The organism is Pseudomonas sp. zbq_18 (assembly GCF_043102245.1).
Classification (GTDB): domain Bacteria; phylum Pseudomonadota; class Gammaproteobacteria; order Pseudomonadales; family Pseudomonadaceae; genus Aquipseudomonas.
Genome location: NZ_JBICIT010000013.1, coordinates 225,595 through 240,240 on the forward strand (window position 1 = coordinate 225,595; position 14,646 = coordinate 240,240).

At 64.8% G+C, this 14,646-nt stretch carries 13 protein-coding genes; 10 read left to right on the forward strand and 3 right to left on the reverse strand.

Going from position 1 to position 14,646, the window contains the following annotated elements:
* Positions 1 to 162: 162 nt before the first annotated feature.
* From hutI to ACF8C6_RS10700, 9 genes are all read left to right on the forward strand, one after another.
* Positions 163 to 1,380 carry an imidazolonepropionase gene (gene hutI, locus ACF8C6_RS10660; RefSeq protein WP_392499243.1) on the forward strand — a complete coding sequence of 406 codons (1,218 nt, stop codon included), beginning with the start codon at positions 163 to 165 and terminating at the stop codon, positions 1,378 to 1,380.
* Positions 1,370 to 2,305 (forward strand): formimidoylglutamase, encoded by a 936-nt coding sequence (gene hutG, locus ACF8C6_RS10665; protein WP_392499244.1) that lies wholly within the window; start codon positions 1,370 to 1,372, stop codon positions 2,303 to 2,305. The genes hutI and hutG overlap by 11 nt, the downstream gene beginning before the upstream one ends.
* 26 nt (positions 2,306 to 2,331) lie before the next feature.
* Positions 2,332 to 3,996 carry a urocanate hydratase gene (gene hutU, locus ACF8C6_RS10670; protein WP_392499245.1) on the forward strand — a complete coding sequence of 555 codons (1,665 nt, stop codon included), beginning with the start codon at positions 2,332 to 2,334 and terminating at the stop codon, positions 3,994 to 3,996.
* 157 nt (positions 3,997 to 4,153) lie between these two features.
* Positions 4,154 to 5,686, forward strand: a complete 1,533-nt coding sequence (gene hutH / locus ACF8C6_RS10675) for a histidine ammonia-lyase (RefSeq protein WP_392499247.1) — start codon at positions 4,154 to 4,156, stop codon at positions 5,684 to 5,686.
* A 392-nt stretch (positions 5,687 to 6,078) separates the two neighbouring features.
* Complete coding sequence (hutC, locus tag ACF8C6_RS10680) at positions 6,079 to 6,789, forward strand: histidine utilization repressor (RefSeq protein ID WP_392499248.1); 711 nt, start codon at positions 6,079 to 6,081, stop codon at positions 6,787 to 6,789.
* Between the two features lie 108 nt (positions 6,790 to 6,897).
* On the forward strand, positions 6,898 to 7,833 hold the full coding sequence (locus ACF8C6_RS10685) for an autotransporter domain-containing protein (protein ID WP_392499249.1): 936 nt from the start codon (positions 6,898 to 6,900) through the stop codon (positions 7,831 to 7,833).
* Positions 7,834 to 7,939: 106 nt separating this feature from the next.
* Positions 7,940 to 9,487, forward strand: a complete 1,548-nt coding sequence (locus tag ACF8C6_RS10690; RefSeq protein WP_392499250.1) for an arylsulfatase — start codon at positions 7,940 to 7,942, stop codon at positions 9,485 to 9,487.
* Positions 9,488 to 9,730: 243 nt separating this feature from the next.
* Positions 9,731 to 10,663, forward strand: coding sequence for an ABC transporter ATP-binding protein (locus ACF8C6_RS10695; protein WP_392499251.1), 933 nt, complete (start codon positions 9,731 to 9,733; stop codon positions 10,661 to 10,663).
* A complete protein-coding gene (locus ACF8C6_RS10700; protein ID WP_392499252.1) occupies positions 10,660 to 11,421 on the forward strand; it encodes an ABC transporter permease in 762 nt (253 codons plus the stop codon). Before ACF8C6_RS10695 ends, ACF8C6_RS10700 begins: the two co-directional genes overlap by 4 nt.
* A gap of 57 nt (positions 11,422 to 11,478) precedes the next feature.
* On the opposite strand, the gene ACF8C6_RS10705 is transcribed toward ACF8C6_RS10700, so the two are convergent.
* Positions 11,479 to 11,886, reverse strand: a complete 408-nt coding sequence (locus tag ACF8C6_RS10705) for a VOC family protein (RefSeq protein ID WP_277690044.1) — start codon at positions 11,884 to 11,886, stop codon at positions 11,479 to 11,481.
* Between the two features lie 57 nt (positions 11,887 to 11,943).
* On the opposite strand from ACF8C6_RS10705, the gene ACF8C6_RS10710 reads away from it, so the two are divergent.
* Positions 11,944 to 12,246, forward strand: coding sequence for a putative quinol monooxygenase (locus ACF8C6_RS10710; RefSeq protein ID WP_392499253.1), 303 nt, complete (start codon positions 11,944 to 11,946; stop codon positions 12,244 to 12,246).
* Positions 12,247 to 12,320: 74 nt separating this feature from the next.
* Here ACF8C6_RS10710 and ACF8C6_RS10715 read toward each other — a convergent pair whose 3' ends face one another.
* Positions 12,321 to 13,112, reverse strand: a complete 792-nt coding sequence (locus tag ACF8C6_RS10715) for an outer membrane protein OmpK (RefSeq protein WP_392499254.1) — start codon at positions 13,110 to 13,112, stop codon at positions 12,321 to 12,323.
* A 423-nt stretch (positions 13,113 to 13,535) separates the two neighbouring features.
* On the reverse strand, positions 13,536 to 14,486 hold the full coding sequence (locus tag ACF8C6_RS10720) for an adenosine deaminase (RefSeq protein ID WP_392499255.1): 951 nt from the start codon (positions 14,484 to 14,486) through the stop codon (positions 13,536 to 13,538).
* Positions 14,487 to 14,646 lie beyond the last annotated feature (160 nt).

Below are 14,646 nucleotides of genomic sequence, written 5' to 3' on the forward strand. Positions count from 1 at the left end.
TATACATAGTTTCGCGGAAGGCAGCTTGCCGTCCAGGTGCCATGATTGCCAGCTTGTGTGTTCATTCATGGTTCCGCTGGAGGGTGGCTGCGACGTGGGGGCTTGACGACTTATCGGTCACGGTTTAAATGTATATACATTAATGCCGAGGATAGCTTTGCAATGTCCCAGTCTTCCCACCAGCGCCTGCTCTGGCGCGACGTGCAACTCTTCGATGGCCTGCAGGTGCTGGCCGAGCCCATGGCCGTGCTGGTCGAAGACGGACGCGTCGCCGGCCTGTGGTCCGAGCGCGAGTTCGACCCGGCGCTGGCCGCGGGCGCCGAGAAGGCCGGCCGTGGCGGGGTGATGACCCCCGGCCTGGTCGACTGCCATACCCACCTGGTGTACGCCGGCGACCGCGCCGGCGAATTCGAGCAGCGCCTGGAAGGGGTGAGCTACGAGCAGATCGCCAAGGCCGGCGGCGGCATTCTCAGCACCGTGCGCGCCACTCGCGCGGCCAGCGAGGACGAACTGATCGCCGCCAGCCTGCCGCGCCTCGACGCGCTGCTGGCAGATGGCGTGACCACGGTGGAGATCAAGTCCGGCTACGGCCTGACCCTGGTCGACGAACTGAAGATGCTGCGTGTCGCCCGCCGCCTCGGCGAGCTGCGCCCGGTGCGCGTCACCACCACCCTGCTCGGCGCACACGCGCTGCCGCCGGAGTACGCCAGCCGTGCCGACGACTACGTGAGCCTGGTCTGCGACGAGATGATCCCGGCCGCCGCCGAGGCCAAGTTGGCCGACGCGGTGGATGTGTTCTGCGAAGGCATCGGCTTCTCCCCGGCGCAGTGCGAGCGCATCTACCAAGCGGCCCAGGCCCACGGCCTGGCGATCAAGGCGCATGCCGAGCAGCTGTCCAATCTCGGCGGCAGCGCCCTGGCCGCTAGCTACGGCGCGCTGTCCGCCGACCATATCGAATACCTCGACGAGGCCGGCGTGCGCGCCATGGCCGAGGCCGGCACTGTCGCCGTGCTGCTGCCCGGCGCCTTCCATGTGCTGCGCGAGACCCAGCTGCCGCCGATCGAGCTGCTGCGCCGGCACAAAGTGCCGATGGCCGTGGCCAGCGACGCCAACCCCGGCACCTCGCCGATCTGCATGCCCAGCCTGATGGCCAACCTGGCCTGCACCCTGTTCCGCCTGACCCCGCGCGAAGCCCTGAGCGGCATGACCGCGCACGCCGCCCGCGCCCTCGGCCGCCCCGACCTGGGGCGGATCGAGGTGGGTTCACCCGCCGACCTGTGTCTGTGGGACATCCATCACCCGGCCGAACTGGCCTACGCGGTGCAGGCCGGTCGCCTGCGCCAGCGCATCTTCAATGGAGCCGTGACCCATGCTCGCTGATCGCTTCTCCCTCGACGCCTGGACCGGACGCACCGACCCCGAGCCGGACAGCCCGCGCTGGCACCAGCGCATCCAGGCGCTGGCCGAAGGCAGCGAGCCGGGCCTGGCCCTGCTCGGCTTTGCCTGCGACGAAGGTGTACGGCGTAACCACGGCCGCGTCGGCGCCGCCGCCGGCCCGCTGGCCCTGCGCAAGGCCCTGGCCAACCTGGCCTGGCACCGCGAGGCACCGGCCTACGACGCCGGCGACGTGACCTGCGAGGACGGCGACCTGGCCGCCGCCCAGGCGCGCCTGGCCCAGGTCGTCTGCGCGTTGCTGGATGCCGGCCATCTGCCGCTGGTGCTCGGTGGCGGCCACGAAGTGGCCTTCGGCAGCTGGTCCGGACTGGCCGAGCATTTCTCCGGCAACACCGCCCCGAAGATCGGCATCGTCAATTTCGACGCCCATTTCGACCTGCGCGACCCGGCCCATGTGCAGTCCTCCGGTACCCCCTTCGCCCAGATCGCCGAACAGTGCCAGGCCCGTGGCTGGCCGTTCCGCTACGCCTGCCTGGGTGTCAGCCGCGCCAGCAACACCCGCGCGCTGTTCAGTCGCGCCGCCGAACTGGGCGTGTTGGTGCGCGAGGACCGCGAGATGCGCGAGGCCGGCCTGGCCGCTATCGCCGACGAGCTGGACGCCTTCCTCGCCGACTGCGACGCGCTGTACCTGACCATCGACATCGACGTGCTGCCGGCCTGCGAGGCCCCGGGCGTCAGCGCCCCGGCCGCGCGGGGTGTGCCGCTGGCGCTGCTCGAACCACTGCTGGAACGCCTGCGTGATAGCGGCAAGCTGCGCCTGGTGGACTTCGCCGAGCTCAACCCGACTTACGACATCGACAATCGCACCGCCAAAGCGGCGGCGCGCCTGATTCATCTGCTCAGCCTCTGAGCGCCGAACAACAAGAGGAAACCGCTGTGACCACCAAATACCGCGACGTTGAAATCCGCGCCCCGCGCGGCACCGAATTGAATGCCAAGAGCTGGCTGACCGAAGCGCCGCTGCGCATGCTTATGAACAACCTCGACCCGGAAGTGGCCGAGAACCCCAAGGAACTGGTGGTGTACGGTGGCATCGGCCGCGCCGCGCGTAACTGGGAGTGCTTTGATGCGATCGTCGAGAGCCTGAAGGAGCTGAACGACGACGAGACCCTGCTGGTGCAGTCCGGCAAGCCGGTCGGCGTGTTTCGCACCCACAAGGACGCCCCGCGCGTGCTGATCGCCAACTCCAACCTGGTGCCGCACTGGGCCAACTGGGAACACTTCAACGAACTGGATGCCAAGGGCTTGGCCATGTACGGCCAGATGACCGCCGGCAGCTGGATCTACATCGGCAGCCAGGGCATCGTTCAGGGCACCTACGAGACCTTCGTCGAGGCCGGTCGCCAGCACTATGACGGCAACCTCAAGGGTCGCTGGGTGCTCACCGCCGGTCTCGGCGGCATGGGCGGCGCCCAGCCGCTGGCCGCGACCCTGGCCGGCGCCTGCTCGCTGAACATCGAATGCCAGCAGACCAGCATCGACTTCCGCCTGCGCAGCCGCTACGTCGATGAGCAGGCCACCGATCTGGACGACGCCCTGGCGCGCATCGCCAAGTACTGCGCCGAAGGCAAGGCCATCTCCGTCGCCTTGCTGGGCAACGCCGCCGAGATCCTGCCGGAACTGGTACGCCGTGGCGTGCGCCCGGATATGGTCACCGACCAGACCAGCGCCCACGACCCGCTCAACGGCTACCTGCCGATCGGCTGGACCTGGGCCGAGTACAAGGACCGCGCCGCCACCGACCCGCAAGCCGTGGTCAAGGCCGCCAAGCAGTCGATGGCCGTGCACGTGCAGGCCATGCTCGACTTCCAGAAGATGGGCGTGCCGACCTTCGATTACGGCAACAACATCCGCCAGATGGCCAAGGAAGAGGGCGTGGCCAACGCCTTCGACTTCCCCGGCTTCGTCCCGGCCTATATCCGTCCGCTGTTCTGCCGCGGCGTCGGCCCGTTCCGCTGGGCGGCGCTGTCCGGCGATCCGCAGGACATCTACAAGACCGACGCCAAGGTCAAGGAACTGATCCCGGACGACGAGCACCTGCACCGCTGGCTGGATATGGCCAGGGAACGTATTTCCTTCCAGGGCCTGCCGGCGCGTATCTGCTGGGTCGGCCTGGGCCTGCGTGCCAAGCTCGGCCTGGCCTTCAACGAAATGGTCCGCAGCGGCGAGCTGTCCGCGCCGGTGGTGATCGGCCGCGACCATCTGGACAGCGGCTCGGTAGCCAGCCCCAACCGCGAGACCGAGGCGATGCAGGACGGCTCCGACGCCGTGTCCGACTGGCCGCTGCTCAACGCCCTGCTCAACACCGCCAGCGGCGCCACCTGGGTTTCGCTGCACCATGGCGGCGGCGTGGGCATGGGCTTCTCCCAGCACTCCGGCGTGGTGATCGTCTGTGACGGCAGCGACGAGGCCGCCGCCCGTATCGCCCGCGTGCTGACCAACGACCCGGGCACTGGCGTCATGCGTCACGCCGATGCCGGTTACCAGATAGCCATCGATTGCGCCAAGGAGCAGGGCCTGAAGCTGCCGATGATCGGCTGAGAACTTGCCCTAAGCCTGCTGCGCGTCGGCCAAACGGCGCTGCAAACGGCTTCGGGCTGCTCATTTACCACTATTAAACTCCGCGCCCTCAGCCATTTGCGCCACCCTTTGGCTCTAGCTCGCGAGGCTTTGAACAAGTTCTGTGGGATAAAGAATTATGAATACCCTGAATCTGAAACCCGGCCAGCTGACCCTGGCCGACCTGCGCGCCGTCTACCAAGCCCCGGTGCGCCTGACCCTGGACGCGAGCGCCCACGAGGCGATCGAGGCCAGCGTCGCCTGCGTCGAGAACATCATCGCCGAGGGCCGCACCGCCTACGGCATCAACACCGGTTTCGGCCTGCTGGCCTCGACCCGCATCGCCAACGCCGACCTGGAGAAACTGCAGCGCTCGCTGGTGCTGTCGCACGCCGCCGGCATCGGCGAGCCGTTGGACGACGCCATGGTGCGGCTGATCATGGTGCTGAAGATCAACAGCCTGGCGCGCGGTTTCTCCGGCATCCGGCGCAAGGTGATCGACGCGCTGATTGCTCTGGTCAACGCCGAGGTCTATCCGCACATTCCGCTGAAAGGCTCGGTCGGTGCTTCCGGCGACCTGGCGCCGCTGGCGCATATGTCCCTGGTCCTGCTCGGCGAGAGCCAGGCGCGCTACAAAGGCGAATGGCTGCCGGCCACCGAGGCGCTGGCCGTCGCCGGCCTGGAGCCGATGACCCTGGCCGCCAAGGAGGGCCTGGCCCTGCTCAACGGCACCCAGGTGTCCACCGCCTACGCTCTGCGCGGCCTGTTCGAGGGCGAAGACCTGTACGCCGCGGCCAGCGTCTGCGGCGCCCTCAGCGTGGAGGCCATGCTCGGTTCGCGCTCGCCCTTCGATGCGCGCATCCATGCCGCCCGTGGCCAGCGCGGGCAGATCGACGCCGCCAGCGCCTTCCGCCACCTGCTCGGTGCCAGCAGCGAGATCGGCCGTTCCCACGCCGCCTGCGACAAGGTGCAGGACCCCTACTCGCTGCGCTGCCAGCCGCAGGTCATGGGCGCCTGCCTGACCCAATTGCGCCAGGCCGCCGAAGTGCTGGCGGTTGAGGCCAACGCAGTGTCGGACAACCCGCTGGTGTTCGCTGCCGAAGGCGAGGTGATCTCCGGTGGCAACTTCCACGCCGAGCCGGTGGCCATGGCCGCCGACAACATCGCCCTGGCCATCGCCGAAATCGGCTCGCTGTCCGAGCGCCGTATCTCGCTGATGATGGACAAGCACATGTCGCAGCTGCCGCCGTTCCTGGTGGCCAACGGTGGCGTCAACTCCGGCTTCATGATCGCCCAGGTCACCGCCGCGGCGCTGGCCAGCGACAACAAGGCCCTGGCTCACCCGCACAGCGTCGACAGCCTGCCGACCTCGGCCAACCAGGAAGACCACGTGTCGATGGCGCCTGGCGCCGGCAAGCGCCTGTGGGAAATGGCCGCCAACACCCGCGGCATCCTCGCCGTCGAGTGGCTGGGCGCCTGTCAGGGCCTGGACTTCCGCGAAGGCCTGAAGAGCACCCCGGCGCTGGAACAGGCCCGCCAGGTACTGCGCGCCAAGGTGCCGTACTACGTCGAGGACCGCTTCTTCGCCCCGGACATCGCCGCGGCCAACGACCTGCTCGGCGAGCGCGTGCTTAGCCACCTGCTGCCGGCCGGTTTGCTGCCCTCGGTGTAGTGGGTAGGTTGGGTCGGGCCGCGTAGGTTGAGCGCAGCGAAGCCCAACGATCGTGGCCTTGGTCGCCGGGAAAGCTGGCGCGCCCCTGTTGGGCTTCGTCGCGTCGCTCCTCAACCCAACCTACTTCCAGTCGCCGGTGGAAATCGCTACGCGGGTTTCCAACCTGCGTAGGATGTTGTAGCCGTCGGTGTAATAAGGCGGAGCGGCGGGCAGGGTGGATGCGGATAGCCCCCTCTCCCACAAGTGGGAGAGGGGAGATCCGCCGTAGCCCGGATGCAATCCGGGGCCGGATCTGCCGATTCCCCGGATAGCACCCGGGCTACTTGCAGCTGGGAGAGAGCAGACCCGCTCCGTTATCATCCGCCGCAACCGGGTATTTCCAAGGAGCCGCCGTGACCAGCACCACCCCGCGCTACAAGGCCATCGAGGATTTCCTCCTGCAGCGCATTCACGACGGCACCTACCCGGTCAATCACCAGATTCCCCCCGAAGAACAGCTGGCGCGCGACTTCGGCGTCAGTCGCATGACCGCCAACAAGGCCATCCAGCATCTGGTGCAGCAGGGCTACCTGCTGCGTCAGGCCGGCCTGGGCACCTTCGTCACCGACCGCAAGGCCGAATCCTCGCTGCACGACGTGCTCAATATCGCCAGCGAGGTGCGCGCGCGCGGCCACGACTACAGCAACGACGTGATTCGTTGCGAGGCCGTGGCTGCCGACGACGAGGTGGCCCTGCGCCTGGGCCTGCGCCTGGGCGCCCAGGTGTTCCACAGCATTCTGGTGCACCGTGAAAACGGCGTACCGATCCAGCTGGAGGATCGCTTCGTCAACCCGCGCTGGGTGCCGCATTACCTGGATGCCGACTTCAGCCAGCAGACGCCCAACGAAGTGCTGGTCGCCAGCTGCCCGATCAGTGACGTGGAACATGTGGTCGAGGCTGTACTGGTCGACGCGCAGACCGCCGCCTGGCTGGACATGCAGCCGAGCATGCCGTGCCTGTCGATGATCCGCCGCACCTGGTCGGACGAGCATCTGATCAGCTACGCACGGCTGATCCACCCCGGCGAGCGCTACAAGCTGCGCTCCAGCAGCAAGCGCCGCTGATTGTTCACTGTCGCCCGTTTTCTACCGGGCAACTGCGCCACTGCCGGCTATTCTGCGAGTAATCCGGCGGAACCGGATGTCGGGTGTAGATCAGCACAAGGGGGCGTCATGCGTGCATTTCTAATGGGGGTTGGGGGTTGGTTGGGCTTTTTGGCCCTGGGGGTACAGGCTGAACCCTTGCGTTTGACGGAAGTGGATATGGAGGAAAAGGTCAACGGTGTGCTGGCGCTGATGTCTTTTTCGGTGGTGCCGGATCTGGCTTCCAGTTCGCTCAGCTTCAATGATGCGCAAAGCGATAACCCGGACCTGACCATGGTCCAGTTTGGCGGTGGCGCGACCATGGGCGAAGACTTCCCGCTCTACCTGGAGGGCTCGGCCGCCTACAGCCGCTACGACCCGCGCTTCATCCTCACCAACGGCCAGGACAGCCGCCGCGTGCCGCTGAAATGGACCACGGTGTCGGCTACCGGCGGCATCGGCTGGGACTTTGCCCTGAACGACGAGTGGGTGCTGCGGCCCATCGCCAACTTCTCACTGGGCTACATGAGCAGCGATATCAACCTGGCCCGGGTCTTCGTCAACCAGCGCTTCGACCGCGACATCGAGTTCCTCGATGACGGCCACATGAAGGTCGGCGGCCTCGGCGGTTCGCTGATGCTCGACTGGGAGCGAGTGCGCCCCGACTACGAAGTGGATCTGGAGCTGCGCTACAGCAACATCGAACTGCACAACATCGGCGGCGACAACGGCATCGACGGCTCGGCCAGTGCCGAGGCCACCAACCTGTGGGCGCGCTGGCGGGCGCCGACCGGCATCGTCACCCTGCAACGACCGCTGCGCTATGTGCTGGAACACTCCTATTCCGAATACCTGGGCGACCAGCGCGGGGCGCTCGGCTTCGACCGTCTGTTCACCGTAGGTGCCGGTGTCGAGCTGGATTCCAGCGCCTACGACGTGATCATCACCCGCACCCGTTTAGTGATGCGCTACATGTGGGGCAACAACGTGCACGGTACTTCTGTGGGGCTGGCTGTCAGTTTCTGAGAGGGGCTTTTGGCATCAAACTGCCATATTAGACAGCTCCCAAATCACGGCTAGTCTCAAAAAGTCTCTTGGCATTGCGAGAGGCACACCATAGGGAGATAGCGTGATGCGACTGTTTAAACAACTCACGTTGGTTGCTGCCGCGTTCGTGGCGACAACCGCAGTAGCGGCGGAAAAACCCAACATTCTGGTGATCTGGGGCGACGACATCGGCACCTGGAACATCAGCCACAACAACCGCGGCATGATGGGTTACCAGACACCCAATATCGACCGCATCGCCAAGGAAGGACTGTCCTTCACCGATTATTACGGCCAGCAGAGCTGCACTGCCGGCCGGGCGGCCTTTATCGGCGGCAATGTGCCGGTGCGTACCGGCATGACCAAGGTCGGGCTGCCAGGTGCCGAACAGGGCTGGCAGAAGACCGACGTGACCATGGCCACCGTGCTCAAGAGCCAGGGTTATGCCACCGGTCAGTTCGGCAAGAATCACCAGGGCGACCGTGATGAGCACCTGCCGACCCAGCATGGTTTCGACGAATTCCTCGGTAACCTCTATCACCTCAATGCCGAGGAAGAGCCGGAGAATCGTGACTATCCGGGCGACATGAAGCTGGCCAACGGCAAAACCTTCCGCGAGCAATTCGGCCCGCGCGGCGTGCTGCATGCCACCGCCGACGGCAAGATCGAGGACACCGGCCCGCTGACCAAGAAGCGCATGGAGACCATCGACGAGGAAACCGTCGCGGCCGCCATCAACTTCATCAAGAAGCAGAAGGAGGCGGACAAGCCATTCTTCGTCTGGTGGAACGCCACCCGCATGCACTTCCGCACCCATGTGAAGGAAGCCAACAAGGGTATTTCCGGCCCGAGCGGCGACGAGTACCACGATGGCATGGTCGAACACGATCGGATGGTGGGTGAACTGCTCAAGACTCTGGATGACCTGGGCATCGCCGAAAACACCATCGTGATGTATTCAACCGACAACGGCCCGCACTTCAATACCTGGCCGGACGCCGCCAATACGCCGTTCCGCAGCGAGAAAAACTCCAACTGGGAGGGGGCCTACCGTGTGCCGACCTTCGTGCGCTGGCCAGGCAAGTTCCCGGCAGACAAGACCCTCAATGGCATCGTCAGCCATGAGGACTGGCTGCCGACCTTCGCCCGTATCGCCGGCGCACCGGACATCAAGGACAAGCTGCTCAAGGGTGTCGAGCTGAACGGGCGCAAGTATCGCAACTATATCGACGGCTATGACCAGACCGATTACCTGATGGGCAAGGGCGAAGCCCCACGCAAGGAATTCTGGTACGTCAATGACGATGGCCAGATCGTGGCGGCACGCTATGACGACTGGAAGGTTGTGTTCCTGGAGAACCGCGGCCAGGCGTTCGAGGTGTGGCGCGAACCCTTCACCGAGCTGCGCGTGCCGTTGATTTTCAACCTGCGCCGCGACCCGTTCGAGAAGGCACAGCACAACTCCAACACCTATAACGACTGGGTGCTGGAGCGGGCTTTTGTGATCGTGCCGATTCAGGCCATGGCTGCGCGATTCCTGCAAACCATGAAGGATTATCCGCCTAGCCAGACGCCAGGTTCGTTCAACCTGAGCTCCATCGAGGCCAAGCTCAAGGCCGGTGCGGGTCACTGAGTCGCATGTCACTCTACTGACAGGTCGGGCAATCCGGCCTGCTATCCAGGGGCTCACTCGTCTGGCACGTTGAGCCCCTGTTCATTTCTGTGATGAAACCTGCTTGCCCCGAACCGTCCAAGGTCGCGGCCAAGGCCCCTCCTACAAAAACAGCACGTGCCTGACCAGGGCGTCAGGCTCTGCGAGCGCAGCCGGCGCCTCCTGCTCTACAATCGGGATTTTTCGCCAGACCAAGGAGCTGCCGTGGAGTCGGTCATCGCGGTCGAGAACCTGAATAAGACGTACAAATCCGGCCATCCGGCCCTGAAGAACATCAACCTGGACATCCGCAAGGGCGAAATCTTCGCCCTGCTCGGCCCCAACGGCGCCGGCAAGACCACCCTGATCAGCATCATCTGCGGCATCGTCAATCCGGGCGAGGGCAGCGTGCGGGTGGCCGGGCATGACATCAAGGCTGCCTACCGCGCGGCGCGCTCGGCCATCGGCCTGGTGCCGCAGGAGCTGGTCAACGACGTGTTCGAAACCGTCTGGGCCACGGTCAGATTCAGCCGCGGCCTGTTCGGCAAGAAGCCGGACGACGCCTACCTGCAGCAGCTGCTCAAGGAGTTGTCGCTGTGGGACAAGCGTGACGCCAAGATCTTCGAGTTGTCCGGCGGTATGAAGCGTCGGGTGATGATCGCCAAGGCGCTGTCCCATGAGCCGCAGATCCTGTTCCTCGACGAACCCACTGCGGGCGTCGACGTCGAGCTGCGCCGCGACATGTGGAACATGGTGCGCCAGCTGCGCGAGCGCGGCGTGACCATCATCCTCACCACCCACTACATCGAAGAAGCCGAGGAGATGGCCGATCGCATCGGCGTGATCCGCAAGGGCGAGATCCTGCTGGTGGAAGACAAGCAGACCCTGATGCATCGCCTGGGCAAGAAGCAGCTGCTGCTGCAGCTCAAGCAGCCGCTGGCCTGCGTGCCGGCCGAGCTGGCCAGCTATGGTCTGGAGCTGACCGACGAGGGCCACGCCCTGGTGTTCACCTTCGACGCTCAGCGCGAGCACACCGGCATCGCCGAACTGCTCAAGGACCTGGCCCAGCACGGCATCGACTTCAAGGACCTGCAGTCCAGCGAGAGCTCGCTGGAAGACATCTTCGTCAGCCTGGTGCACGACAAGGAACGCGCATGAACCTCTACGCCATCAAATCCATCTACCTGTTCGAGCTGCACCGCACCTGGCGCACCCTGTTGCAGAGCATCGCCACCCCGGTGATTTCCACCTCGCTGTACTTCGTGGTGTTCGGCTCGGCCATCGGTTCGAGCATGACCGAGGTGCACGGCGTCAGCTACGGCGCCTTCATCGTCCCGGGCCTGATCATGCTGGCGCTGCTCACCGAGAGTATCGGCAATGCCTCGTTCGGCATCTACATGCCCAAGTACTCGGGGACCATCTACGAGCTGCTGTCGGCGCCGGTGTCGTTCTTCGAGATCCTGCTCGGCTATGTCGGCGCGGCGGCGACCAAGTCGGTGATCCTCGGCCTGATCATCTTCCTCACCTCGCGGCTGTTCGTCGATTTCGAGGTGGCGCACCCGTTCTGGGCGCTGGCGCTGCTGGTGCTGACGGCCATCACCTTCTGCCTGTTCGGCTTCATCATCGGCGTGTGGGCCGATGGCTGGGAGAAGCTGCAGATCGTCCCGGCGCTGATCGTCACCCCGCTGGCCTTCCTCGGCGGCAGCTTCTACTCGATCAGCATGCTGCCGGAGCTTTGGCAGAAGCTGACCCTGTTCAACCCGGTGGTGTACCTGATCAGCGCGTTCCGCTGGGCCTTCTTCGGCGTCGCCGACGTCAGCCTGGGCCTGAGCCTGGGGATGATCTTCGGTTTCCTGCTGGCCTGCGTGGCGGTGGTGAGCTGGATCTTCAAGACCGGCTATCGCCTGCGTCAGTAGTTGCAATCATGGAGCTGGCCTGTAGCGGCCAGCTCCACTGCGCCACGCAAGGTGGCGTCATGCGCTAAAGCGCTGCCCGGAAATCGCCGGGTGGTAGATCGGCTGGATCTTGTTCCCGGCCGGGTCCAGCAGGTGGAAGCTGTGGGCGCCGTCGCCATGGGCGAAGGGGCGATCGAGCAGGGTCACTCCGCATTCCTTGAAATAGGCATACCAGGCGTGCAGCTCGTCGAGGCTGTCGACCACGAAACCATAGTGATCGACCACCTGCACGCCGCTGCTCGGAGCATAGGCGCGACCCAGGGACAGGTTGTCGTTGCCGCAGGTCAGGTACACCAGGTCCTCGTTGGCGCGGTTGAGCACCTGCATGCCCAGTACGTCCACGTAGAAACGCTCGCACGCCTCCAGGTTGGGCACCAGGATCGCCACATGGCGCAGGCCGTTGAGTCTTCCGGGGCGGTTGGGCATCATGGATCTCCAGTTTGTATACAAAATTTAGTTAATATTCGTACAAAAGGAGAGATCATGTACAGCATCCTGCTCAAGACCCGTCTGCGTCCGGGGAGTCTCGACGCTTTCATGGACGCCATGCGCATCAATGCCGCCGCCTCGGTGCGCGACGAGCCGGGCTGCCTGGCCTTCGATGTGCTGCGCGACCGCCGCGAGGCGGATCTGGTCTGGCTGTACGAGGTGTACACCGACGAAGCGGCGCTGGATGCGCATATGCAGACCCCGCACTTCCTGGCCAGCCGGCCCCTGGTGGAGCCGCTGATCCTGGAGCAGTCGGTGATCGAGGCGGACGTGCTGGCGTTCAACCCGCGCGGTTGAGCCGAGGCACCTGCCTGGTGTTGGAGGGCTAGCCGCCCGGCGGTTGCGGCCGGACGGTTCGCAGTTTGAGGCGCTTAGAAGTGCGCTTTGACCAACAGGCTGATGGCGCTCTGGTCGGTGCCGCCGAGGATTTCGTCGCCGAGGAAGCTGTCGTCGTCGATGCCGTACTTGTCGCTCCAGTAGTCGTATTCCACGCCCACGTAGACTTTCTGGCCGAAGCCGAAGGCCTTGGCTACGTCGTACTTGATCTGCGGGTTGAAGTGCAGGTTGGCGTGGTAGCTGTCGTCGTTGTCGACGACCCAGTCCATGAAGCCGTCGATGACCAGGTCGGAGTTGCCGACCGGGATGGTGTAGCTCCACACCGGGGTGATCTGCCAGACGTTGTCGCCGTCGCGCTTGCCGTCGGTGGTGCGCAGGTAGGTGTTGAGCTGGAAGTAGTCGAAGCCGGGGATGGCCAGGTCGATGGCCGGGCCGATCAGGTAGGACTCGACGTCGTCTTCGCCGAACTCGTAGGTGGTGGAGATCAGTACGTCCTTGACGATGCCGAAGGACAGGTCGCTGCCAGTCATCTTGCCCAGGGAGAAGCGCGGGCTGAATTCGCCGTAGAAAGTGTGGCCGTCGCCGGCGCCGTTGGTGGCGTCGGTGTTGTACTTGATACCGTCGACGAAGAAGAACAGGTCACCGAAGCTCCAGCCGCTGGCGTGCTCGAAGGTCACGGTCTGCTGCTTGGGCGGGTCGATGGTGAAGTCGATGCCGTTGAGGTAGGTGAGGCTGTTGTCCTGCCATTGTAGGAGGTCGCCGGCGTGGCTTTGCTGGGCGGCGAACAGGCTGCCGAGCAGCAGCAGCGAGGTGGTGGTGCGCTTCATTCACATGCTCCTAAAGGATCGGGGTCGGTTTCTCTGAACCTGTCTTATTGGTCAGCCTTTTCCCCTGAGCAAGAACGGCGCCAATTCCTGTCGAAATGGACAGAAATAGTCGAAAGTCATGACTTTTCCCCATGCTTGCCGGGAGAGCCGCGCCACGGCCGGCTCCGCCTGATGGGCGGGCCGGTTTTTCCTTCCGGGGCGGGGGCTGTGCAGCGCCGTTGCAGGCGCTGCGGGTGCAACACAATGGCGCAGGTTGGCGCCTTCATGCAGCGGGGCGGTGCTTAGAACCCGTTCAAAGTCTCGCGAGCTAGCGCCAGGCTAGGCAAAAACAGGTGAGGAGGCGCAGTTTACGAATGGTAAATGAGCATTCCGAACCTGTTTTTAACGACGAATGGCCGACGCGCAGCAGACTTTCAACGGGTTCTAGCGCACCAGGCGGGCGTCCATGCTGTTCTGCGCCAGGCGCTGGGCCTGTTCGCGGGTCATGCCCAGGCTGTCGTGCAGGGCGATGAAGTTCTCGGCGACATAGCCACCGAAGTAGGCCGGGTCGTCGGAATTCACCGTCACTTTCACCCCGCGTTCGAGCATGTGCAGGATGTTGTGCTGGCGCATGTCGTCGAACACGCAGAGCTTGATGTTGGACAGCGGGCACACGGTCAGCGGGATCTGCTCGTCGATGATGCGTTGCATCAGGCGCTCGTCCTCGATGGCACGCACGCCGTGGTCGATGCGCTCGATCTTGAGCAGGTCGAGGGCTTCCCAGATGTATTCGGGCGGGCCTTCCTCGCCGGCGTGGGCCACGGTCAGCAGGCCTTCGCTGCGGGCCTTGGCGAACACGCGCTCGAACAGGCGCGGCGGGAAGCCCATCTCGGAGCTGTCCAGGCCGACGGCGACGAAGGCGTCGCGGAACGGCATGGCCTGTTCCAGGGTCTTGAAGGCCTCCTCTTCGGAGAGGTGACGTAGGAAGCTGAGGATCAGGCCATGGCTGATGCCGAGTTGCTTCTGGCCGTCGACCAGCGCCTGCTGGATGCCACGCAGCACCACTTCGAAGGGGATGCCGCGGTCGGTGTGGGTCTGCGGGTCGAAGAAGGGCTCGGTGTGCACTACGCCCTGCTCCTTGCACTTGAGCAGGTAGGCCCAGGTCAGGTCGTAGAAGTCCTGCTCGGTACGCAGGACGTTGGCGCCCTGGTAGTAGAGGTCGAGGAATTCCTGCAGGTTGTTGAAGGCGTAGGCGCCGCGCAGGCTGTCGACGTCGGCCCAGGGCAGGGCGATCTTGTTGCGCTCGGCCAGGGCGAACAGCAGCTCGGGCTCCAGCGAGCCTTCCAGATGCAGGTGCAGTTCGGCCTTGGGTAGCTCATTGATCCATTGGTGCATGGGCAATTCTCGTCATCAGGCGTTGATGGGGCGCGCATTCTACCTGCGCGGCTAGGTTGTAACAGGGCCGGGTGTCGCCCGGTGGGTTGTAGGAGGGGGGCGTGGTGCAAACGCCCTCACGGTCGGTTCTGCTCTTTGTAGGAGGGGCTGGGCGGCACTC